Source organism: Chryseobacterium sp. GW823-FHT05E08, assembly GCF_058795655.1.
This window is the reverse complement of sequence record NZ_JBXAHY010000002.1, coordinates 155150-178646: the sequence shown is the minus strand read 5'-3', so window position 1 is coordinate 178646 and position 23497 is coordinate 155150. Positions and strand designations below refer to the sequence as shown.

Here is a 23497-nt window from a genome sequence, read left to right as displayed (position 1 = left end):
TTGACTATCAACATGCAATATGCAACGATCAACAAAAATCAACAAAAATGGGAGCACCACATAACATAAAAAGATACGGTGAAGTTTGGCCGGAATTTAGAATTCAACACGGACTGGAAATTTTAGAAAAATTAAAAAATAAAGTCATTTTATCAGGAGGATGGGGGTGGCATTTTATGTCTGAAATTGGGCATACAGAATATAAACACGTTCATGACCATAAGGATATTGATGTTTTTGTAAATAAGGAAAATGTAGCTGAAGTCGTTATGATTCTTCAGCAGGAAGGTTTTCAGAAAGTATGGACGCGTTACGATCATTTGCCAAGCGAAGAAAACTTCCGCAGGTATGAGAAAACAATCGAATTGGAAAACGAAAAGTTCCACAGAATAACAATTGATTTCTTTGAAAGAAACGATTTAGAAACTGTAGAAACTAATGGATTTACGGTGGTGAAACCTGATGTTTTACTTTCATTTTATAGAAATATTCATTCCAGTGATAAATGTTGGGCTGTCATGGCTGCAAAAGATTTATTGGAAAAAGGAATTGATCCTGTTGGTCATCCAAGATTAAGTGAAATGCCAAAATAACAATGGACAAATTAATACAAATAACCTCAGGAAGAGGACCTTTAGAATGCCAATGGGTAGTTGCCAAAGTTCTGAAGGTTTTCCTTGAGGAAGCAAAACATAATACGATAGACTACGAAATCATACACCGAGAAAATGGTGATGCAAATCTGACATTGAAATCCGTAACCCTACTTTTAAAAGCAAAAGATTTAAATGAATTTTTAAAAACTTGGCTAGGAAGCATTTGCTGGACAGGGAAAAAGTACATTCCGTAAACTGCACAAAAGAAGCAATTGGTTCATCGGTGTTTTTGAATTGGAAGGTTTGGAGAAAATAAATTTTAATGAAAAAGATATTCAATTCCAGACAACAAGAAGTCAGGGAAGTGGGGGACAAAACGTGAATAAAGTAAACACCGCAGTTCGTGCAACACATGTACCTACAGGACAAAGTGTTTTCGCACAAGATACGCGTTCACAATTGGAGAATAAAAAACTGTCTATCATAAGATTAAAGGAGAAAGTTTTGGAACAGAATATTATTCAGCTTCAAAAAAGAATGCAGGAAACATGGAACAATCATTTGCAGGTGCAAAGAGGAAGTCCGATTCGTACATTTTCCGGGACAGATTTTAAAAAGAATTATCAGGAAAAATCTTTCAAAAAACAAAGAAACGTCCTGAAAAATGAATTAAAAAACTACAAAAATGACCTTAACTAAAAGTAAATATTACTTCGAGGCTCTAGATAATTATCCTTACAGCTTACCAGATTGTCTGGAAGCACTGAATTATGCGCTGTCCTACGATCCAGAAGATGCAGACAGCCTATGTTTGATGGGAAGAATCTACAGCGAAATGTTAATCGATTACGAAAAAGCAAAGCTCTATTTTGAAGAAGCGATGCTGTGCGATGTGACGAACTTAAATGTTCCACAATATTATATCAAATGTCTTTTGGATAACGAAGATTTCCATGAAGCAGAAAAACTGATTCGATATTCTTTGAAAATTAAAGGGATTGATAAATCAGCCATTTGGCTTCATCGATCTTTGCTTTCCGAAAAAAGAGGAAGCTTAACAAATGCTTTGAAATTTTTAAATGAAGCCGAAAAGTATTGTTTCACATCCTGCAGTCTTGATTCAATAAAAGATCGCAAAAAATTTGTGAAATCTAAAATGCCGAAGAAAAAGCGAATTAAAAAAGAGAAGGAGACGAAATAAGTCTCCTTTTTTTGTAAATTTAATATATGAAACACTATATTTTTCTGTTCTTGCTAATAATTATTTCGTGTAAAAAGAATGATCCAAAGACTAGAATTACTCCAAAAGATGAAAATTTAGATTTGAGATATGAAGTTTTGAATCAATTGATCATTGACGAACAAAAAGGAGATAGTTTGATGCTGGCTAATGAGAATTTCGGACATGATTATGTTTACAATATTTCGTGTAAAAAGATTTATTTAGAGACAAAAATTACTAATACTGACGAACCACCCCCACCTCCTGGACTTGGAATTAATTTAGAATATGATTCGATTTTTTTACAAAAAGATTCTGCTTATTATAAGAAAGAAGAAAAAATATTATCTCATTTTAAATTTAATAAAAACAAGATAAAGATAAATCTACAGTACACGACTGATGAAGAACTTTATAAAATAAGAGAAATCAAGCCTAATGATTTCTGGACTGAATTAGATAAAAGATATAAGAATAAGTGTATAAAAACTTTTTCTGTGCCATTTTTCAATAAAGATAAAAATATTTGTATCATTCAAAACTCTATGTCTTGTGGACCACTATATGGAGGAGGGGCTATTGCCATTTATCAAAAAATTAATGGTAAATGGAAAATTATAAATTCATTTGATCATTGGGTAAGTTAAAATATGAAGATAAATTTCACAATAAAAGAATTGCTGTTAAAAGAAACATTCTCAATCGCTTACGGAAATTACGATAAAAGAGAAGCATTATTGATGGAATTGTCTCATCAAAACAGCAAAGGTTACGGAGAATGCGTTGCGATTGATTACTATCAAATCGATCTTCAAAGTTTTGTTTTAAAATTAAAGGAAATTCATTCTCACATTGAAGCTCAGAAAATTATTCATCCAAAAGAATTTTTCAAAATTTTATTCAGTTTAAATCTCCATCCGTTTTTACTTTCTGCGTTGGATTGCGCGTATTGGGATCTTTTCGGCAAACTGGAAAACAAAAGTTTTATTGAATTAAATCAGCTTCCTTCTGAAAATTTAGTTGAAAGCTCAATCACAATTTCTGTTGGAGATATCAATAAACAGATTCAAAAAATTGAGAAAAGCAGTTGGAACAAATTCAAAGTAAAATGTAAAGGTTTAAATAAAATTCATATTGAAAAACTTTTAGAATTAAATAGAAATATCGCCTTAGATTCCAATGCAAGTTTTACCGATGAAGACTGCGTTTGGCTTCAGGAAAATGCTGAGGTTCAGAATTTTTCCTATTTAGAACAGCCAAGACCAATTGATAAATATAGAGTATTGAACAAAAATGGTTTTGCGAATTGGATGGCAGATGAAGACTGTCAAAATTTAGATTCTTTGGACGAATTAATTCCTTATTATAAAAGTATCAATATCAAATTAATGAAATCTGGCGGTTTGACTCCTGCTTTAGAAATGATCAAAAAAGCCCGAGAATTAAACTATAAAATTATGATAGGTTGTATGACAGAATCTACCATCGGTATTTCTGCTGGTTGTGTTTTGGCAGGACTTGTGGATTATGCAGATTTAGATGGAGCTAATCTAATTTCAAATGATTATGCCACCGGAAATTTAGTAGAAAACGGTAAAATAGTTTTGTCTGGAAAACCGGGATTGGGAATCGAGTTAAAATAAAAAAAGCCTTCAAATGAAGACTTTATATTTATTTAATTTCTAAAAATTACTTTTTTACAGAAACAATATAATCGTAAACCCACTGATGTTGTTCATCTGTTAACTTCGCTTTTGGAGCCATAGAATTCATAATTCCAACCCATTGAACAGATGTGTGTGCTGTAGGATCTGGTAATTTATGACATCTTGTGCATGAGTTTTCAAAGATTGTTTTTCCTTGAGCGATCTGCTCTGCCGTAGAAGTTGAAGCCATCGGAGCGGTTGCTGTCGTTGCTTTTGGCGTACAAGATGCTAATAAAACAGCAGTGAATGATGCTATGGCGAATATTTTTTTCATGTTTAAACTATTTGATTGAAACAAATGTAGGAAATTCCCTTTTTCATTAATGATGCAACGCTTAATTTAGAAGAAATACAAATTAGGGAATGTGAATGGTGAATTCGTTTCACTCGTCAATGGTGAATTTTTAATGCTAAATCATAAAGTATAATTTAAGTAAGATTAAAAAATTCACAAGCAAAGCAAATTCACTATTGACCATTCACCGTTTAATCCTTATTTTTGAACTAATGAAATTTTCTACACAAGATCTTATAGAAGGAATACGGTCGGGCAATAAACGTTTGATCGCAAAAGCTATTACTTTGGTTGAAAGCAAAAAAGGCGAACACAGAATTCAGGCCGAGGATTTATTAAAGCAAATCATGCCTTTCACCGGAAAATCTGTTCGTGTAGGAATTACAGGCGTTCCTGGAGCTGGAAAATCAACTTTTATAGAAAATTTCGGAAGACTCGTGATTTCTCATGGTAAAAAAGTAGCTGTTTTGGCGATAGATCCAAGTTCAGCTATTAATAAAGGAAGTATTTTGGGTGATAAAACCCGAATGGAAGAGCTTTCCAAAGAAGAAAATGCATTTATCCGACCTTCCCCAAGTTCAGGTTTTTTGGGCGGTGTTGCCAACACAACTTTTGAAACGATGATGATCTGCGAAGCGGCGGGCTACGATTATATTTTAATTGAAACCGTTGGAGTGGGACAGTCTGAAGTTTTGGTTGCCGATATTACCGATGTGTTTTTATTTTTAAAAATTATTGGTGGTGGCGATGAACTTCAAGGGATAAAAAGAGGAATCATGGAAATGGTCGACTTAATTTTCATTAATAAAGTAGATCAAGATAATCTTCAAAAAGCAAAAAATACGAGGCTTGAATTAAAAAGGGCACTTGATTTTATTCCGCCTAAAGAAAGAGACTGGAAAATCCCTGTTTTGCTGGGTTCTGCGCTAAATAACGAAGGTTTAGGAGAAATTTATGCTAAAATTGATGAATTTATCGATTTAAAAAAGAAAACTGAACGTTTTGAAACCGTAAGAACTCAACAAGCCGAAAAGCGCTTTGAATATTGGGTTCAGGAATATATTTTAGCGATGATGAAGAAAAGTGATTCCGTAGAAGAGGCTTACCTTGACCATAAAAAAAATGCTTCGACAATGGTTTCAAATCCAAGTACCGAAGCAAAATTATTTGTTGAAAAATTTCTTTCTAAAGATTAATTAAGGTTGATCTTTCACCTCTTCATTTTTTGAAATAAATCCATCGTAAGAAATCGGCTGTCTGTCGTTGCTTCTCATTGAAGTAAATGCTTTTCCGTTTTTATAAACTTCTATGATGATTTCATCTACATTATTTACGTCATTAGGTTTGATCTTGATGACCCATTTTCCTTTTTTGTTCTGAGATTTATTCACGGTAAAATCTTTTGAAGTAAATCTGTAACTGTTATCTCCACTATAATTTGCTTTAAATGATCTTCCGAAATAAGGAAGTACAACATCCAAAACATTATTTTTTATTTCAACGGTGTAGTTTCCGTTTAGATCCAAAATTCTCGTTGCGGTAGAATTCGGCATAGAATTCATCACTCGGATAACATCATAGTTGGTAGGGTTGGCTCTTTCTGCATGGAAGGTAAACTCCTGAGAATTTACCAATGCATCGACTGTTTTGGAATCTGTATCCTGCGCAGAAAAACTCTGGAAGAAAAACAAAAATCCAAAAACGAATATGATTGAAATATACTTTTTCATGATAGTAAAATAATTATTAAATTTATATAGCAAAATGTATGCAAATATATTGTTAAAATATATTTTGGAATAGAAATTGTTAGGCTTGAATTAATAACACTCGAATATATGAAAATAACACATCTATTAGGAATCGGAGCTGTTGCTCTATCGGTTTCAGCTTGTACAACAAACCCTATTACGGGAAGGTCTTCTTTGCAGATCGCAAATAATTCAGAAATTTTAACAATGTCTGCTCAGGAATATAAAACGACATTGTCTAAAGGTAAAGTAATCAGCGGGACAACAGATGCTAAAAGAGTGGTAAGTGTAGGAAGCAGAATTAAAAGTGCTGCAGAAAGATATTACCAAACCATTGGTAGATCTGCAGATCTTGCGAATTACAGTTGGGAATTTAATCTTTTACAAAGCAGCGAACTAAATGCATGGTGTATGCCGGGCGGAAAAGTAGCCGTTTATACAGGGATTTTACCTATAACTAAAAATGATAACGGTCTTGCTGTTGTAATGGGACACGAGGTTTCTCATGCATTAGCTGGTCATGGAAATGAAAGAATTTCTCAGGCAATGGTAGCTCAATATGGAGGTTCTATTTTAGGTGGAACAATTTCTAACTCTCAATGGGCTGGAATCTTTGAAAAGGTTTATCCAATTGGTTCTCAGGTTGCTTTATTGAAGTATGGAAGAAATCAGGAATCTGAAGCGGATGAAATGGGACTATATCTAATGTCGATGGCAGGATATGACCCAAGAGAAGCCGTTCCTTTCTGGAATAGAATGGAATCTGCATCTACTGGAGGCAGACAGCCAGAGTTTTTATCAACTCACCCAAATCCTGAAACAAGAATTTCAGATATTAATAAAGATCTGCCAAAAGCTTTAGAATATTATAAGGCTGCGGGAGGAAAAATTTAATTAAGATAGAATTTTAATCTTGAATAAGGCCTTATTAAATTTTTAGTAAATTTGATAAGGCTTTTTAATTTAATCACTTAAACACAATATTATGAAGAGTTTATCAATTACAGGACTTATACTTTTGGCAGTCTCCACATTGCTATTTTATCTTACAACCGATTTTACTGTTGAAAAAATAGGACTTCCACACATTATGGGAGTGATGGCAGGAGTTGGTATTGGTTTAATAATTGGCGGAATGGTGGGATATGTAAGTAAAGGAAGTGCCATTAAAGCTGATCAAAAGAAAAAAGAATTCAAACAACTACAAAAAGATAAAGAAGATCTTGAAAAACAGGCTGCAGAAATTGCAAAACGTGAAGCGGAACTTCAGGCTCAAAATAATAATCCTCAAATTTAAAATTTGAGGATTATTTATAATTGTTATTTTCGAATCAATTAAAATTTATAACCTACACCAACCATAAATAAGTTGGGTCTGTTATCATATCTGATCTCTTCACCAGATACTTTATTGATGAAGTTTCTGCTATCCTTACCGAATGCACCTTCATATTTAGCGTTTACAATCAATTTCTTGATTTCAAGCTGAGCTCCGAATTGGTAACCAACCGTGAAATTATCTCTCGCATTTTCTGAGAAATCATTGTAAGTATCTTCTTTGCTCAAGTTATAGCTTGCAACAGGCCCGATAAATACACCCAACATATCTCCAACTACTTTGTGGCCTACAAGAACCGGTAAATCGATACGGTTGTTTTTAATATCAAAAGTTGTATTAGAAACAGGATCTGTAAATTCGTTTTTAAAAGTGGTGTAATATAATTCTGGCATTAGGAAAAATGACATTGGAAGACTTGCTTTCAATGAAAGTCCGATATTAAATCCTACATTATTTTTACCTGTATTTTCTATTGCAGCGCTTGCTGTGTTAGAAATGTTTTTCCAAGAAGGCGAACCCGTTGGAAAAATTAAATTTGCCTTACCTGCAAGCGAAATCTGTGCAGTTGCAAACATAGAAAACCCTATTAAGGCTATACTAAATACCTTTTTCATTATCGTCTAGTTTAGTTATTGTATTCTCAATAGTTTTATGATTTTCGAGTAAATACTCTCTCAATTCTTTAAATAGTTCTGATGAATAAACGAAGTCAATAAGGTTTTTATTGCCCGCTGTGATCAGCACGTCTTTATTTCCTTCCCATTCTTTGATCCCTAATCTCAGATAAACGATCTTTTCACCAATCGTCATTACAGAGTTCATATCGTGGGTGTTGATAATTGTCGTTGTGTTATATTCTTTGGTGATTTCAAGCAAAAGATCATCAATTACATTAGATGTATAAGGATCTAATCCTGAGTTGGGTTCGTCACAGAATAAATATTTCGGGTGATTTACAATTGCTCTTGCAATCGCAACCCTTTTTTGCATCCCTCCAGAAATTTCAGATGGAAATTTTCTGTTGGCTTTATCTAAATGTACCCTTCCGATTACCTCAAAAACCCTTCTTTTTTTCTCTCTGAAAGTTAAGTTCGTGAACATATCTAAAGGAAACATAATGTTTTCTTCTACAGTTAAAGAGTCAAATAAAGCACTTCCCTGGAACAAAGTTCCGATTTCAGAACGTAAATGCTGTTTTTCTTCTCTGTTCATCACATTAATGTCTCTTCCGTCAAAAAGGATTTCTCCTGATGAAGGCTGATAAACATTCAATAAACTTTTAAGGAAAACTGTTTTTCCGGAACCACTCTGTCCAATAATTAAGTTGACTTTTCCTTTATCAAAAGTGGTTGTAATACCTTTAAGTACTTCAACTTCTTCAAAACTTTTCTTAAGATTTTTTACCTCAATCATTAGCTTAATACTAATTGGGTTAATACTAATTCTGAAAGGATAATGAAAACCATCGTCCAAACCACGGCCTGCGTACTTGCTCTACCTACTTCCAATGAACCTCCTTTTACGTTATATCCGAAATAAGAAGGAACTGTTGCAATGATAAAAGCAAAAACAATTGTTTTTAAAAATGCATAGAAGATAAATAAATTAGGCATAAACATTTGTATACCAGTTATATAATCGGCTTTTGTCCAGTTTCCGGTTAAAACTCCTGCAAGATATCCTCCGCCAATACCAAAAACGATACTGATGGCAATAAGGAGTGGATTAAAAATAACGCAAGCAAGTATTTTAGGAAGTATCAAAAAGTTAGGTGAATTTACTCCCATAATATCTAATGCATCGATTTGTTCGGAAACTCTCATTGTCCCAATACTGGAAGCAATATATGAGCCAACTTTTCCTGCCAGAATCAGACTGATAATGGTAGGTGAAAATTCTAAAACCAATACAGCTTTCGTTGCATATCCTACAAATGCAGGTGGAATTGGGAAAGATGAAGAGTGGAAGTTATTATACATCTGAATGGCAACTACCGCCCCAACGAATATAGATGTGAAGATAACCAACCCAAAAGAGTTGACTCCTAAATCATTAATTTCCCTCATGAACAGCTTCCAGAAAACCCTCATTTTCTGAGGCTTCTGCACGGATTTACCCATGAGGATGATGTATTCTCCTATCGCTGAAAAAAACTTTTTTAACATTCTGCTAAATTAGACTTTTTTATTTAATTAGATTAAGGTTGAAGTTAAGTCTAAAGCTCTGTTTAATGTTAAAATTAAAACTATTTTAGCTCCATATTAGCCTTAACCTAAATCTTTATTTTGCATTTTTATCTCCTGTGATCACCAATAAAACGGTTTTTAAAATGATGACCATATCTAAGACAAAACTCCAGTTTCTAACGTAAAAGGCATCTGCCAGAATACGTTTATTCATTTCTACTTCTTTATCACCCGAATCACCGCGTAAGCCGTTTACCTGTGCAAGACCTGTAATTCCGGGACTTACCATGCTTCTTAAACTGTATCTTCCGATCTTCGGTTTATAATAATTATCTACAGCAAGCATGTGTGGTCTTGGCCCTACGATTGACATTTCACCTTTCAATACATTGATGAACTGTGGCATTTCGTCAAGACTTGTTTTTCTTAAAAATTTACCGATTTTCGTAATTCTGGAATCATTTTCCTCCGTTGTTTTAGTGGAAGATTCCTCATTCACTATCATGGTTCGGAATTTAATACAATTAAAAACCTCTTCATGAAAGCCATATCGTTTCTGCAAAAATAAGACCGGACCTTTAGAGGTACTCTTTATTAATATAGCAATGATGGGAAATAGCCACGAACAGATGAAAATTAATATAAAAAACGAAAAAGTAATATCAAAAATTCTTTTCAGTAAATGATTTGAATAATAATCTAAAGGATATCTTGCCTGATTTAAAACGGGCTGAGTTTGAATATACGCCAAATCATAAAGGAAAAAATCATTTTGTGTGATACTCGGAACCAATGAAATGTGAACTTTATTAGCTTCTGCCAATCGGAAAATTTCATCTTCCGTTTTTTCATCAAAAGAGTTTTCTGATGGGAAAAATAAAGTATGTATTCCATGATTTTTCCAAAATTCTACCAACTCAAAAGAATTGATTTCAGATTTATCGTATTCAAAAATTTTATAACCGTAATCTTTTCTTTCGCTGAATATATTTTTTAATATTTCTGTAGAACTGTTTTCATTGAGGAACATTATATTTCTGTAATTAATACCCAAACTACGGAAATACTTGATTCCGAAATAGATAAGGGATTTAGCGAGAAATATAAAGAAAAACAGATAAAAAGAAAGCCAGTAAATATCAGAATTAAAAAATACGTTGTAGCTTACCTTTCCTATCAATAGAACACCAAGAATAAACAGTAAAAAGTGAATTAAGAGCCGTTCAAGAAATAAAGTATACGTTAAGTTTCTCGGAATATTATAAATTTTTGTTCTGCCACTTAAAAGCATCCAGAACATAAATAATAAGGCCAGAGAAAAAATGTTTTGATACCAGGTTTCCTGATTGTACTTTAAATTTTCATTTCTGCTGACAAAAAAGAATACGAAAACAGACGCTATAACCAAAAGGTCTAGCAAGATAATTATCGATTTTAAATATCTAGAATATCGAATTCTTTGCATCTATCGGCTTTTATAACGGATACGAAGAGCTAAATTACGCTTTTTTTATGGTATATTAAGATATTTATGAGTCTGAACTGACGCCTGCCATTCCGGATGCTCTAAAATAAAATCTGTAATTTTAGGATACATCTCATCGCGCTTGCTCCATTCGCTTTGAAGATATAATCTACAGTTTGCTGAAACTTTTGCAGCCTGTTCTTCTGCAAATTTAAGATCATTGTTATTGAAAACGATTACTTTAAGTTCACTTGCCCTTTCATAAATTTCCTCCTTTGGAAGTCCTGTTTTCTTTGGTGAAAGCGTGATCCAGTCGATATGTCCGCTCATAGGATAGGCTCCCGAAGTTTCGATATGAATCGTGCATCCCAATTCTTTCAATTTAGATGTTAAAATATCAAGATTCCACATTAATGGCTCGCCACCTGTTAAAACAACTGTTTTACAATGTTTGGCAGCTGTTTCTGCAATTTCTTCTGCATTCATCAGCGGATGCAAGGTCGGATCCCAACTTTCTTTTACATCACACCAATGACACCCGACATCGCAACCACCCAATCTAATGAAGTATGATGCTTTTCCCGTGTGTGCTCCTTCTCCCTGAAGAGTGTAAAAATGCTCCATCACAGGGAGCATTTTACCTTCTTTTAATAAAATATCTTCTTCTTTATTCATTTTAAAATTAGTCGTTATAGACCGAAGTCTTATAAGCAATGATGGTATTTTTCATCAACATCGCTCTTGTCATAGGTCCAACTCCTCCCGGAACCGGCGTAATCCAGCTTGCTTTTTCTGCGCAGCTGTCAAAATCTACATCACCAGCCAAATAATATCCTTTTGGAGAATCATTATCTACTCTTGTGATCCCTACGTCAACAATTACCGCTCCGTCTTTGATCATTTCACCTTTTAAGAAGTGAGGATCACCTAAAGCTGTAATTACGATGTCTGCTTTTTTAGTATATTCTTCAATGTCTTTTGTATAAGAGTGTGTAAGCGTAACCGTTGAATTTCCAGGGAAATCTTTTCTTCCCATCAAAATACTCATTGGTCTTCCTACGATTTTACTTCTTCCGATGATGACACAGTCTTTTCCTTTTGTTTCGATATTGTATCTTTCTAATAAAGTTAAAATCCCGAATGGAGTAGCTGGTAAGAACGTATCCATTTCCAATGCCATTTTTCCGAAATTGGTAGGGTGGAAACCGTCAACATCTTTCCTTGGATCGATTGCGTTAATGATTTTCTCCTGATCAACCTGATCTGGTAAAGGCAACTGAACGATAAATCCGTCTACAGATTTATCTTTATTAAGTTCCTCGATTTTTTCCAATAATTCAGATTCAGAAACCGTACTTGGAAATTTAACTAAGCTAGATTGAAAACCAACTTCTTCACAGTCTTTCACTTTAGCATTTACATAAGCTTTGCTCGCGCCGTTGTTTCCAACAAGAATTGCTACCAAATGCGGGGCTCTTCTTTTGCTTGCAATGATTTTATCAACTTCAACCTTGATTTCTGCTTTTATTTCTTTGGATACTTTTAATCCGTCAAGAATTTGTGCCATTTTACTTTTTATTACTTTATTAGATTTTTAAGGATATTTCTCTGGATTCTGATGAGTGCAGAATACGGATAGTATGTAAATTATTTTTTCTTCTTCACTAATTTCATAAAATATGATATAAGGAAACTTCTTTACAGGAAGAGCTCTTACATTTTTAAATCTTTTTTGAAAATAAGGGCTGCTTACAATTCTGCTTATCGAAAGATCTAGCTGTTTATTAAAATTCTTTAGAACTTTCAATGAAATATTAGCATAATAATCTGTTGCTTCTTCAATATTTTCTTCTGCAATAGGTAAGAATTTAAAACTAAAGTCCATATTTAGATCTGATTCTTTTCAAAGATTCTTTTCCATCTACTGCTTTTGATTTATCTTGCCTCAAAGCGACTTCTATAGCTTCAACCATTTCATCGGTCATTTGAAAATCATCCTCATTTTTTTCAAAGCTGATCTTCATTTTTTTCAAAAAAGTTTCCACAAAGGTCTCTTCTTCCTTATTGCTTAGGTTAATGATAATCTGTGTCATATTTTTTATTTTTTATTAAAATTAATGAAAATCTACAACAGTTATTTGTTTGATTTATAATAATTAATCAACCCGTTTGTTGAGCTGTCGTGAGAGCTAATTGTCTCATTACTTTCAAGTTCCGGCAAGATTTTGTTTGCTAAAACTTTTCCTAATTCCACTCCAAATTGGTCAAAACTGAAAATATTCCAAATAGCTCCCTGAACAAATATTTTATGCTCGTACAATGCAATTAATTGTCCTAATGCAAATGGAGTTAATTCATTGAAAATAATTGAGTTAGTAGGGGTGTTTCCTTGGAAGACTTTATAATTTAACAAGAAATCAATTTCTTCATCAGATTTTCCTGCGTTTTTTAATTCTTCTTCAACTTCTTCTTCAGTTTTTCCGAAAGCAAGTGCCTCAGTCTGAGCGAAAAAGTTGGCTAATAATTTATCCTGATGATCCGAAACTTTGTTTGGACTTTTCGCATAAGCGATAAAATCTGCAGGAATTAATTCTGTTCCCTGGTGAATCAATTGATAAAAAGCATGTTGTCCGTTTGTTCCAGGCTCACCCCAAATGATTGGCCCTGTTTCGTATTCTACGAATTCACCATTTCTGTCAACACATTTTCCGTTACTTTCCATATCTCCCTGTTGAAGATATGCTGCAAATCTGTCTAAATATTGAGAGTAAGGAAGAATTGCATACGTTGTTGCCGCATAGAAATTACGATACCAAATTCCCATTAATCCCATCAAAACAGGAATGTTTTCAGCAAAATCTGCTGTCTGGAAATGTTGATCTGTGTCAGAAGCTCCTTTTAATAATTGTTCGAAGTTTTCATATCCAACTGAAAGAACGATACTTAAACCGATCGCACTCCAAAGTGAATATCTTCCGCCAACCCAATCCCAGAATTCGAAGATGTTTTCTTCTGCAATTCCGAAGTCTTTAACTGCCTGAACGTTAGTTGATAAAGCGACAAAGTGTTTTGCTACATCTTCCTGTTTTCCAGCTTTTAAGAACCAATCTTTTGCTGAATTGGCATTCGTCATTGTCTCCTGAGTCGTGAACGTTTTAGAAGCAATGATGAATAAAGTTGTTTCAGGATCTAAGTTCTTTACAACTTCTGCAATATGATTTCCATCTACGTTTGAAACGAAATGAACGTCTAATCTTGTTTTAAAATGTTTCAAAGCTGAAACCACCATCACAGGCCCCAAATCTGAACCTCCGATTCCGATATTCACAACATCAGTGATTTCTTTTCCGCTGAAACCTTTGTGTGATCCTGAAATAATGCTTTCAGAGAACGTTTTCATATGGTCAAGAACTCTTTTGATCTGTGGTTTGATATTTTCGCCGTCAACCAAAATTTCTTTATCAGAAAAATCCCTCAAAGCTGTATGTAAAACTGCTCTTCCTTCTGTTTCGTTGATTTTATCTCCCGAAAACATTTTAGAAATAGCATCTTTTAACTGACATTCTTCTGCTAAATTTAATAAAAGTTCTTTCGTTCTTGAATCAATTAAGTTTTTAGAATAATCAAAAAGAAAATTGTCTCTTTTTAATGAAAACTCTTCAAAACGGTTCGGATTGTATTGAAAAAGGCTTCTTAATTCGAAATCATTTCCTGCAAAGTGTTCGTCAAGAGCTTTCCAGCTGTTTGTTTGTGTAGGATTTATTTTTGATAACATATATTTCTTAGGGATTTAGATTATTAATTCTAGAAATTAATTTTTTGAATAAAAATTTCTAAAAAATTTGGTGTTGTTAAATTTCTAATTTGCAAATTTAAGGAAAAATAAAACCTCAGATAAATTTGAGCGTTATAAATAACAATTTTTTAAAAAACAAACCCCAGATCAAGTCTGAGGTTTTATGGTTGGTGTTTTTTTGAAAGATGAATTGTAAAATTATTTGTCTATTTCGTTCAGTATATTTTCGAGTTGTTGGGCACTTTTTCCGTAGAAATATTTTGTCCATAAAACAATGCTTGCTACAATCGCGATAGTTCCTATGAGAACGCTCAGTATCAAAACCTGCTGATAATGGCTTGACATATTTTCTAAAGACTCTCCTTTTTTCTCCAACATATTATAAAGCACCAGTCCTAATGTGATCATAAAATGGGGAAGAAGGAGAAAGCCGAAAGATTGGTATCTTTCCATGTTTAGTTTCAATTCATGATATATTTTCCAGAGGCTGTTTTGGGTATTTCCGGTATACAGTTCGGTCTGTTTATAAAATTTATAAAATCCGAAAAAGTAATAAGAAGATATTACCACCAGCATGACGTAAGAGGTATAATAAATAACATGTTGTGAAGCAGGGAAATCTAATTGTTGTGGAAAGAATCCGAGAAGGATGATGGCAATAATCTGAAATGGAAATTCCATTTTCATACTTTTTTGGATCTTTTCAATTGGATGTTTGCTCTTTTTTAAATGTTCTATATTATTGGGAATGTTGACGTTGTTGGCGTCTTCATTATTCCATTGTTCTTTTAATTGATCAAAATTCATAGCCTGATTTTTTTATGATTTGCTGTATTTTTTCTTTTGTTCTGTTCAATTTTACACGGGCATTGCCTTCACTAAGTCCTAAATTGTCCCCGATTTCTTTATGCGATATACCTTCCATAAAGTAAAATATAATAGCTTTTTCTAAAGGTTTAAGTTCTTGAACCGCAGCGTAAAAGACTTCCAATTGTTTGTCTTTTGCAGGATTGTAATCTTCGTTTTGGACTTCAAAGTGGTCGGGCACATCCGTGTGATTGTTTGTCCGCTTTTTCTCTTTTTTTAAATAAGTAATGGCGGTGTTAATGGCTACGCGGTACATCCAGGTTGAAAATTCACTATTCCCCTTGAAGTTCTGATACGATTTCCAAAGCTGAATAAGAATTTCCTGCTGCAGATCTTCTCGGTCTTCCAAAGAATCTGCATAGATGCGTGAGGCCTTATACAAAATGCCTTTGTGCTTGTTGACGAGATTTAAGAAAGCGGTTTCAGTTGGATTGCTCACGATGATTTCATGGTGTTGGTTATGGGTTAAAGGCTTGGTACAGGTTTCAAGGTATATCCTTTAGATTTTAAAAGCTGGATAACTCCGTTTTTACCCATAAGATGAGCACCTCCCACTGCAAAGAACGAACTTTCTTTTTTCATAATTTCCGGCATTTTTTCTGCCCAGTTATTATTTCTGTTCGTAAGCATGGCTTTTTCCTGTTTGGCATTCATTATTTTGTCATTCTTAAAGAGGGTGTAAAGGGATTTTACATCTTCATTTTTAAATGCAACGACCATTTTCTTAAGAAGGATTTCATATTCCTTTCCCATTTTTAGTTGCTCAATGACCGCTTTCAAATCATAAGCTTTATTGATGGATGTAAGCTGTTCTTCTACTTTTTCAAGCCCGTAGACTTTCTTTTTACTTTTAATAGCATTTTTAAGAAGTTCTATTTCATAAAATTTCATTTCAGTTTGAGGACAAGGTGTAGATTTCAATGCAATAAGTGAATACAAACCTTGCGAGCTTGAATTATCCATTTTCTTTAAATCTGTTCCATAATCGTTGAGGATCTTGTCTAATTCCTTTGCCTCCGCAGGAGTAAGCTGATCTGATAGTTTCTTATCCGTCTGATACATTTTCTGCATGGCTGTCATCTCAGCAGGATCTGTATAATTGATCTCCATGACAAAATTATCAGATTTTTCAAGAGCTTTCGTAACTTTCAATTTTATCTCAAAATCCGAACTACACATTGTATGAAACGTTCCTGCAATATAAGAAGGTTTTGTGAGTCCATTCCCTGAAACTTCCCAAAGTGTACTGTTTTCCGGGTTGCTGTTTTGCGCTTTTGCTGTTGTGAAGGTTGCTGATAATAATACTGCGAACCCAAGTTTTACTAAATTTTTCATATGATTAAGTTTTAATTATTTACTCTTTAAACAGTAGGTAAGGGCAGTATTATAATCGTTACAGTTTTTTTGAAAAAAATAAAAAACCTCCTGAAATGGATGTTTGTAAAATCTAAAATTATGTTGATAACCATAATGGTTAGGATAGTTTTAATTAAATCTGATCAGGTTTTTTTAAATATTTTCTTTTTCTCAACAAATAAATAATAGCTGCTGCGATCAATAAAATGGGCCAAATGGTAATTAATCTCACCGCAATTCTTTGAATTAAATAAAAACCTTCCACAAAAGCATTTTTTGCATCGTAAATAAAATTGAATTTATATTTATTATCAATGTTTTGTGTGTTGGTAACGGCGATTTCTGCAATTCTAAGTTTGGGTTCTTTAATATAGATGTCAACGGTGCTGTATTTCAAATTATCTGCAACGTCCATATTTGCCAATTGCTGTTGATTATTTTCAGACATATTATCGTCATCTAAGTTCACTTTGTCTTTATTGGCTTTTAATTGAGAAATATTTTCACTGCTTTTCTTTATTCTTTTTCCTTCCAATTCTGCGTATTTGATTCCGGCAGTTACATCTTCTGCATTGATAATTCTTGAGTTTAAGAACAATTTTTTATCATTAATTAAAGTCAAAAGTTCGCCCAATTTATCAGTCGGAACACGAACCTGCATTGTATTTTCAGTCTGAAATTTTTTAACCAACATCGCATCATTGCTTGAAGTATTATAAGTATCTTCTGAAACTACATTACTCTGTAAATTGCTTTTTGTAACAAATCCGCCAAGCTGCTGAATAGATTTTTCAATGGAAATTGTTGCTTCATAGACGTCTTTCACTTCCATATTAACCTCTGCGGTTTTGATGAATTGTTTGTCCTTCACTTTCATAGTTGCAACAGACGAAACGCTGTCTGAAACCACAACTGCTGCGGAATCTGCTGTACTTTCAAGTTCGTATTTACTTGCTGTGGCTTCTCCTTTTTTGCATGAATAAATTCCTAATAAAAGAACTGTTGCTAGTGATAATTTGATGTAAGTAGTTTTCATATGTAGATGTTTTAATGTTTTTGCTTATCCCAAAGTTGAGACTGAATCGTTTGTAATGTTTGAAAATCGCGAGTAAAAAATTTGTAAAGCGAGAAGTTGATTTAATGAATTAAAAATCAATATTTTGTAAAATAAATAAAGGAGAATGAACTATTTTTCGGATTGATTTTTGCATATTTTTTACAAATCAAAACCACACGATAACTATGTCTAATACTTTTTCCAAAATCAGAAACACGATAGAATTATTCAGATCAATAGATTTTGATCAGTTAAGTGCAATTTCTCAAAAGGTTGATCTCCCGAAATTGATGCAAAGCTTCTCAAAATTAGATGATAAACAATTGGGAGGATTGATGAAAATGCTCGATCCAAACAAGAAAAAGAAAGAACTTCCGCCAATTGATGGAGATTTCTACGATATTTATCATACGCTGACTCCCGAGCAGAGAGAAATTCAGCTTAAAGTTAGGGCTTTCATGGAAAAAGAAGTGAAGCCTTTGGTGAATCATTATTGGCTGAGAGACGAATTTCCTCATGAATTAATTCCAAAATTTCAAAAACTAAATATTTGCGGTGTAACCTACGAAGGTTATGGATGTCCCGGAATGCCATTTTTGATGGAAGGAGTTATTGCCATGGAAATGGCGAGAATTGATGCTTCTATTGCTACGTTTTTTGGAGTTCAGTCAGGCTTGGCAATGGGATCTATTTATATTTGTGGATCTGAAGAGCAAAAACAAAAATGGCTTCCTCAAATGCAGAAATTTGAAAAAATCGGAGCGTTTGGTTTAACTGAACCTGAAGTCGGTTCCGGAGCAGCTGGTGGACTAACCGTAACCTGCAAAAAAACTTCGGAAGGCTGGATTTTAAATGGTCAAAAAAAATGGATCGGGAATGCAACATTTGCAGATTTAATTATTATTTGGGCAAGAGATTTAGACGATGGTGAAGTGAAAGGTTTTATCGTTGAAAAAGACAATCCAGGTTATGCTGTTGAGAAAATTAAAGGAAAAATGGCACTGAGAATTGTTCAAAACGGATTAATTACGCTGACAAATTGTTTAGTAACCGAAGAAAATAGATTGCAAAATGCGAATTCATTTAAAGATACAGGAAAAGTGTTGAGAATGACAAGAGCAGGAGTGGCGTGGATGGCTACAGGTTGCGCGCGAGGAGCGTATGAAAGCGCTTTGGCCTATACAAGAACGAGAGAACAATTCGGAAAACCGATTGCTTCTTTTCAAATGATTCAAGGGCATTTGGTAGAAATGCTTTCTAATCTTACGGCAATGCAAACGATGGTTTTCAGGTTGTCTGAAATGCAGGATGAAGGTATTTTAAAGGATGAACACGCTTCTTTAGCCAAAGTTTTCTGTACGCTGAGAACAAGAGATATCGTTTCCAGAGCAAGAGAAGTTCTTGGCGGAAATGGTATTTTGCTTGAATATGATGTTGCTAGATTTGTCGCTGATGCAGAAGCAATTTATTCTTATGAAGGAACAAAAGAGATCAATTCACTGATTGTCGGAAGATCGATTACGGGTTTCAGTGCATTCGTTTAATTTCAATAGTCAATGGTGAATTTTGCTATGCAAGTGAATTTTTAAAATTGACAAGCAAAGCGAATTCACCATTGATTATTCACTGTTACTTTCAGCTTACTAAAGCTTTATATTTTTCTTTGTTATCAATAATGATCCAAAGATTGATTAAAAATAAAACGGCAGAAATTCCGATTCCCACTGAAGAAGGTGCTCTGCAAACGTTGTGTAAAAGTATTCCGACCATTACAGGTAAAATTACGATGGCACCTAAAGCTCTTGTTTTTGGAAAAATAAATAATAATCCTCCAATAACTTCTACGGCACCAACTAAAGGCATCAGCCATCCGATTTCTCCGAATGCTGCAAAAAGTTTTGTCTGATCAGCTGTAAGGGGTGGCATTGGCATGTGGTGTAAAAACTTGTCGAGACCGGCATTAATAAACATAAGTCCGAAAAGTAGACATAGAATAAATTTTACAATTTTCATAATTGATGATTTTTATCAAAAATAAATAAAAATGGAATCACTTGATAAAAAATGAAATGAATTTTAATCAAATATTTAATTATTCAATATTAATTCCCTGTTAATCATAAATTAATCCATTTCTTTTAGCGTAATATTCTTCGATATTTTATAGCTTTTCTTCTTTTTATTAGGCTTTTCTTCTTCACCTAATAATTTTCCCCAAGGTTTTAATCCATCGACTCTTTCAAATATAATTTTAATAATGGCAATTGCCGGAATGCAAAGAAACATCCCCGCAATACCCCAAAGATGTTCTCCCAGAAGAATTCCGAGAAAAGAAAACAACGCATTGATTTTCACTTTTGAGCCTACGACAAACGGTAAAATAATATTTCCGTCAACAATATGTACGGCAACATAACCTATTAAAACGTATATACAAGTAGATGGAGTAGAAGTTGCAAAAGCTATAAAACAAGAGATTAATAGTGAAATACATACTCCCAAATAAGGAATAACATTTAATAATCCGGTTAATACTCCCAAAAGAATAGCATATTTTACCCCTAAAATAGTAAGAAGGATTGAAGTAAGGATGGATACAATAAATACCTGCAGACAAAGCCCGATAATGTATTTCTTTGTCATAACACGTACTTCGTTCACCACTTCCTGCACGCTTGCTTTATGTTTTTCATTAAAAACTGTAACGATGAAATTGTTTAAAATTCTTCTATAATTTAATATAAAAATGAAGAAAAGAATAAAAAACACAATAAAGCCAAGTCCAGTTGAAAATATTCCGAAAGTAAAGCCTAAAATAACGCCCGATGATGATAAAAGTTTGCTTAAACCTTGATTGATATAATCTAACTGCTCATCAATTTTAACATGAAAAGTATCTGAAACCCAGTTTTGAAGACTATTAAAAACAGTATTAAACTGCATTCTTAAATGCGGAAGATCTTTGCTGAAACTTGATAATTGTGATCCGAAAAAGTAAATAAGCCCTGTTAAAATCGTTAACATGATCATTACAGAAGCCATTGTTGATACGGTTCTTGGAAATCTCAATTTTGTTTCCATTAAGTTCGCGATTGGCAAAAAGAGCATCGCCATCAAAAACGCTAAAAAGAAAGGAGCTAAAATGCTCTGACCTAATGCCAAAAGATATCCAAGTCCAATGATTGAAATAACAACCAAAGTAAGCTTAACAAGGAAAGGGAGTTTAAGAAAATTCATAATTCAAGATCTGTAGCATAAAAATACTAAAACCCTCCGACTTGATGGCCTTTTTTCACTTAATTAACTAAATTTCTATTTGAAAATGGCGAAAATAAAACACGTCCCAAAGATTTGAGACGTGTTTTTTATGTATTGAGAAGTTGATTGTGAAATTTTACTTTTCAAGTGCAATTTCTACCACTTCCTCCATTCTGTTTACGTAATGTACGTTCAGGTTTTTAAGATAATCTTTCTTGATTTCCTCAACATCTTTTCTGTTGGCTTCGCAAAGAATAACATCTTTAATTCCTGCTCTGGTTGCGGCAAGAAGTTTTTCTTTGATTCCGCCTACAGGAAGAACTTTTCCTCTAAGCGTAATTTCTCCTGTCATCGCAAGATGTGGTTTTACCTTTTTATTTTTAAAAGATGAAACCATTGAAGTCAACATTGCGATTCCAGCAGAAGGTCCATCTTTTGGAGTAGCTCCCTCAGGAACGTGAACGTGGATGTTTTTCTTCTCGATATCTTCCTGAGAAATTCCTAATTCATCGTGTTTTGCTTTAATATATTCCAAAGCAATGGTTGCGGATTCTTTCATTACCGTTCCCAAGTTACCCGTCATGGTTAAAGCACCTTTTCCATTGCTTAAAATGCTTTCAATGAATAATATATCACCTCCAACACTTGTCCAGGCAAGACCAGTTACAACTCCCGGAACGTCAGTTAGTTCAGATAAGCTTTTCGGTCTTGGAACACCTAATATTTCATCTACTTTTTCAAGAGAAATTTTAGAGTCATATTCTTTCACCAAAGCTGTTTGCAAAGCTACCCAACGGGCAATGGAAGCAAGTCTTTTCTCTAAAGATCTTACGCCGCTTTCAGAAGTATGTGCTTCAACAATATGTTTTAATTCAGGATTTCCAAGTTTGAAAGATTTTGCCGTCAAACCGTTTTCTTCCTGTTGTTTTTTAATTAAATGTCTCTTAGCGATCTCAATTTTCTCCTCCAAAGTATAACCTGCAATCTGGATGATCTCCATTCTATCCAACAACGGAGTTTGAATGGTTGATAATGAGTTGGCTGTTGCAATAAACATTACTTTAGACAAATCGTAACCCATTTCTAAGAAATTATCGTAGAAAGCTTTATTTTGCTCAGGATCAAGAACTTCAAGAAGTGCCGAGCTTGGATCTCCATGAATTCCTTTTCCAACTTTATCAATCTCGTCTAGAACAATCACAGGATTTGATGTTCCTGCTTTTTTGATGGATTGAAGAATTCTTCCCGCCATCGCTCCGATGTACGTTTTTCTGTGTCCACGGATTTCGCTTTCGTCATGAAGTCCACCCAAAGAAACACGAACGTATTTTCTTCCCAAAGCATCAGCAACAGACTTTCCTAGTGAAGTTTTACCAACTCCGGGAGGCCCTACCAATAATAAAATTGGAGATTTCATGTTGTTTTTCAATTTTAAAACAGCCATGTGCTCTAAAATTCTTTTCTTGATATCCTCAAGTCCGAAATGAGCTTTATCTAAGATCTTTTCAGCTTTTTCAATATCAAAAGTATCTTTGGTAAAGGTATCCCAAGGCAAGTCTGTAAAGAAATCTAAATAATTTCTCTGAACATTATAATCCGGCGAATTTGGGTTTTGTCTTTGTAATCGGTTGATTTCCTTTTGGAAATGCTCTTCAACTTCGGCATTCCATTTCTTCGTGCTTGCTTTTGCAATCAAATCTTCAACATCACTTTCCGGTCCACCGCCCAACTCTTCCTGAATTGTTCTAATTTGTTGATTTAGAAAGTATTCCTTCTGTTGTTTGTCAAGATCTTTTGATGTTTTTTGATGAATCTGATTTCTTAATTCTAATTTTCTGAAATCTTCATGCATCATTTCATAACACTTGTTGGCTCTTTCCATTAAGTTTTTCTCTTCAAGCAGACTTTGCTTTGCACTTGATGGAAAATTAGCGTTGGTGCAGATGAAATTTAAAAGATCATCATTATTATTGATGTTTTTTATGGCGAAGTTGGCTGCATTAGGAATATTCGGGTCAAGCTCGATTATTTTTAATGCTAAATCTTTAACATTTTCTAATAAAGCTTCATATTCTTCCTTATTCTTGGCTTTTCCGTCCTTTAATTTTGAAATTTCAGCCTTGAAATAGGGTTGAGTTTCAAGAATTTTTTTAATCTTAAATCTGTGGAAACCCTTAGTAATAGCCGTAATATTACCTTCAGGAAGTTTTATTATTTTAATAATTTTTGCTAAAGTTCCTGTGTGATACAGATCTTTTTCTGTAGGTTGCTCAATATCTGAATTTTTCTGACTTACAATGCCAATGAAATCTCCGTTTATTTGTGCTTCTTCAAGAAGTTGTATTGATGCTTTTCTTCCTGCAGTAATAGGAATTACCACATTAGGGAACATCACCATATTTCTTACAGGAAGGATAGGGAATATCTTTTGTTCTGAATTTTTTTCAGTCTCCGCAAGATCAGAAAGATTGATTTCCTCGGCTACAATATCAAATCCGTCACTTATCATTTCCTCTAAACTTATATCTTCAAATTCTGTCATAGTTAATCGAATGACAAATTGTCATTTCCGTTTTAAATCGTTAAAGTAGATTTTCATAATA

The 23497-nt window shown here is 33.7% G+C and carries 26 protein-coding genes and 1 pseudogene; 9 read left to right on the top strand and 18 right to left on the bottom strand.

Translation table 11 applies throughout. The features are described 5' to 3' along the window. The first annotated feature begins 47 nt into the window (after positions 1–47). The 5 genes and pseudogenes from AC1Q7L_RS06745 to AC1Q7L_RS06725 all read left to right on the top strand — a co-directional run bounded on the left by AC1Q7L_RS06745 (position 48) and on the right by AC1Q7L_RS06725 (position 3461). The gene (locus AC1Q7L_RS06745; protein WP_492304815.1) at positions 48–593 is read left to right on the top strand and encodes a nucleotidyltransferase domain-containing protein; all 546 of its coding nucleotides are present in this window, start codon (positions 48–50) and stop codon (positions 591–593) included. A gap of 2 nt (positions 594–595) precedes the next feature. Next, positions 596–1295: pseudogene (gene prfH / locus AC1Q7L_RS06740) on the top strand (peptide chain release factor H). Next, on the top strand, positions 1282–1797 hold the full coding sequence (locus AC1Q7L_RS06735; protein ID WP_492304814.1) for a tetratricopeptide repeat protein: 516 nt from the start codon (positions 1282–1284) through the stop codon (positions 1795–1797). The pseudogene prfH and the gene AC1Q7L_RS06735 overlap by 14 nt, the downstream one beginning before the upstream one ends. Before the next feature lie 26 nt (positions 1798–1823). Next, a complete protein-coding gene (locus tag AC1Q7L_RS06730) occupies positions 1824–2465 on the top strand; it encodes a hypothetical protein (RefSeq protein ID WP_492304813.1) in 642 nt (213 codons plus the stop codon). Positions 2466–2468: 3 nt separating this feature from the next. Continuing rightward, on the top strand, positions 2469–3461 hold the full coding sequence (locus AC1Q7L_RS06725; protein WP_492304812.1) for an enolase C-terminal domain-like protein: 993 nt from the start codon (positions 2469–2471) through the stop codon (positions 3459–3461). 46 nt (positions 3462–3507) lie between these two features. Here the strand turns inward: AC1Q7L_RS06725 and AC1Q7L_RS06720 are convergent, their stop codons facing one another. Then, positions 3508–3798 carry a c-type cytochrome gene (locus AC1Q7L_RS06720; protein ID WP_066754345.1) on the bottom strand — a complete coding sequence of 97 codons (291 nt, stop codon included), beginning with the start codon at positions 3796–3798 and terminating at the stop codon, positions 3508–3510. Between the two features lie 233 nt (positions 3799–4031). On the opposite strand from AC1Q7L_RS06720, the gene meaB reads away from it, so the two are divergent. Further along, entirely contained in the window at positions 4032–5015 is a 984-nt protein-coding gene (meaB, locus tag AC1Q7L_RS06715) for a methylmalonyl Co-A mutase-associated GTPase MeaB (protein ID WP_492304811.1), read from the top strand. Here the strand turns inward: meaB and AC1Q7L_RS06710 are convergent, their stop codons facing one another. Further along, positions 5016–5549, bottom strand: coding sequence for a DUF4251 domain-containing protein (locus AC1Q7L_RS06710; protein ID WP_410691995.1), 534 nt, complete (start codon positions 5547–5549; stop codon positions 5016–5018). A 108-nt stretch (positions 5550–5657) separates the two neighbouring features. Here AC1Q7L_RS06710 and AC1Q7L_RS06705 point away from each other — a divergent pair, with 108 nt between their 5' ends. Beyond that, positions 5658–6464, top strand: coding sequence for a M48 family metallopeptidase (locus AC1Q7L_RS06705; RefSeq protein ID WP_492304810.1), 807 nt, complete (start codon positions 5658–5660; stop codon positions 6462–6464). 91 nt (positions 6465–6555) lie between these two features. Then, positions 6556–6867, top strand: coding sequence for a hypothetical protein (locus tag AC1Q7L_RS06700; RefSeq protein ID WP_492304809.1), 312 nt, complete (start codon positions 6556–6558; stop codon positions 6865–6867). Positions 6868–6905: 38 nt separating this feature from the next. Here the strand turns inward: AC1Q7L_RS06700 and AC1Q7L_RS06695 are convergent, their stop codons facing one another. From AC1Q7L_RS06695 to AC1Q7L_RS06635, 13 genes are all read right to left on the bottom strand, one after another. After that, complete coding sequence (locus AC1Q7L_RS06695) at positions 6906–7523, bottom strand: outer membrane beta-barrel protein (RefSeq protein WP_123981429.1); 618 nt, start codon at positions 7521–7523, stop codon at positions 6906–6908. Then, positions 7507–8322 carry an ABC transporter ATP-binding protein gene (locus tag AC1Q7L_RS06690; RefSeq protein WP_410691997.1) on the bottom strand — a complete coding sequence of 272 codons (816 nt, stop codon included), beginning with the start codon at positions 8320–8322 and terminating at the stop codon, positions 7507–7509. Before AC1Q7L_RS06690 ends, AC1Q7L_RS06695 begins: the two co-directional genes overlap by 17 nt. After that, on the bottom strand, positions 8322–9074 hold the full coding sequence (locus AC1Q7L_RS06685; protein WP_066754358.1) for an MlaE family ABC transporter permease: 753 nt from the start codon (positions 9072–9074) through the stop codon (positions 8322–8324). The genes AC1Q7L_RS06690 and AC1Q7L_RS06685 overlap by 1 nt, the downstream gene beginning before the upstream one ends. A 115-nt stretch (positions 9075–9189) precedes the next feature. Further along, on the bottom strand, positions 9190–10560 hold the full coding sequence (locus AC1Q7L_RS06680) for an exopolysaccharide biosynthesis polyprenyl glycosylphosphotransferase (protein ID WP_492304808.1): 1371 nt from the start codon (positions 10558–10560) through the stop codon (positions 9190–9192). Between the two features lie 45 nt (positions 10561–10605). Further along, positions 10606–11235: a 7-carboxy-7-deazaguanine synthase QueE gene (locus tag AC1Q7L_RS06675; RefSeq protein ID WP_492304807.1), complete on the bottom strand. Its 630-nt coding sequence runs from the start codon at positions 11233–11235 to the stop codon at positions 10606–10608. A gap of 7 nt (positions 11236–11242) precedes the next feature. Continuing rightward, positions 11243–12127, bottom strand: a complete 885-nt coding sequence (locus AC1Q7L_RS06670) for a bifunctional 5,10-methylenetetrahydrofolate dehydrogenase/5,10-methenyltetrahydrofolate cyclohydrolase (protein WP_066754366.1) — start codon at positions 12125–12127, stop codon at positions 11243–11245. A gap of 27 nt (positions 12128–12154) precedes the next feature. Further along, entirely contained in the window at positions 12155–12445 is a 291-nt protein-coding gene (locus AC1Q7L_RS06665; protein WP_492304806.1) for a type II toxin-antitoxin system RelE/ParE family toxin, read from the bottom strand. Beyond that, entirely contained in the window at positions 12435–12653 is a 219-nt protein-coding gene (locus AC1Q7L_RS06660; protein ID WP_492304805.1) for a hypothetical protein, read from the bottom strand. Before AC1Q7L_RS06660 ends, AC1Q7L_RS06665 begins: the two co-directional genes overlap by 11 nt. 41 nt (positions 12654–12694) lie before the next feature. Beyond that, entirely contained in the window at positions 12695–14335 is a 1641-nt protein-coding gene (pgi, locus tag AC1Q7L_RS06655; protein WP_492304804.1) for a glucose-6-phosphate isomerase, read from the bottom strand. A gap of 219 nt (positions 14336–14554) precedes the next feature. Further along, a complete protein-coding gene (locus tag AC1Q7L_RS06650) occupies positions 14555–15163 on the bottom strand; it encodes a hypothetical protein (protein ID WP_492304803.1) in 609 nt (202 codons plus the stop codon). Further along, positions 15153–15662 carry an RNA polymerase sigma factor gene (locus AC1Q7L_RS06645; protein WP_492304802.1) on the bottom strand — a complete coding sequence of 170 codons (510 nt, stop codon included), beginning with the start codon at positions 15660–15662 and terminating at the stop codon, positions 15153–15155. The genes AC1Q7L_RS06650 and AC1Q7L_RS06645 overlap by 11 nt, the downstream gene beginning before the upstream one ends. Before the next feature lie 26 nt (positions 15663–15688). Further along, a complete protein-coding gene (locus tag AC1Q7L_RS06640; RefSeq protein WP_492304801.1) occupies positions 15689–16558 on the bottom strand; it encodes a TraB/GumN family protein in 870 nt (289 codons plus the stop codon). Between the two features lie 154 nt (positions 16559–16712). Further along, positions 16713–17615, bottom strand: a complete 903-nt coding sequence (locus tag AC1Q7L_RS06635) for a DUF4349 domain-containing protein (RefSeq protein ID WP_492304800.1) — start codon at positions 17613–17615, stop codon at positions 16713–16715. 206 nt (positions 17616–17821) lie between these two features. Between AC1Q7L_RS06635 and AC1Q7L_RS06630 the strand changes: the two genes are divergently transcribed. Then, the gene (locus tag AC1Q7L_RS06630; protein WP_492304799.1) at positions 17822–19180 is read left to right on the top strand and encodes an acyl-CoA dehydrogenase family protein; all 1359 of its coding nucleotides are present in this window, start codon (positions 17822–17824) and stop codon (positions 19178–19180) included. Positions 19181–19271: 91 nt separating this feature from the next. On the opposite strand, the gene AC1Q7L_RS06625 is transcribed toward AC1Q7L_RS06630, so the two are convergent. The 3 genes from AC1Q7L_RS06625 to lon all read right to left on the bottom strand — a co-directional run bounded on the left by AC1Q7L_RS06625 (position 19272) and on the right by lon (position 23436). Further along, positions 19272–19649 (bottom strand): MauE/DoxX family redox-associated membrane protein, encoded by a 378-nt coding sequence (locus AC1Q7L_RS06625; protein WP_492304798.1) that lies wholly within the window; start codon positions 19647–19649, stop codon positions 19272–19274. A gap of 111 nt (positions 19650–19760) precedes the next feature. Beyond that, positions 19761–20873 (bottom strand): AI-2E family transporter, encoded by a 1113-nt coding sequence (locus AC1Q7L_RS06620; RefSeq protein ID WP_492304797.1) that lies wholly within the window; start codon positions 20871–20873, stop codon positions 19761–19763. 157 nt (positions 20874–21030) lie between these two features. Next, positions 21031–23436, bottom strand: coding sequence for an endopeptidase La (gene lon / locus AC1Q7L_RS06615; RefSeq protein WP_410692010.1), 2406 nt, complete (start codon positions 23434–23436; stop codon positions 21031–21033). Positions 23437–23497: the final 61 nt, after the last annotated feature.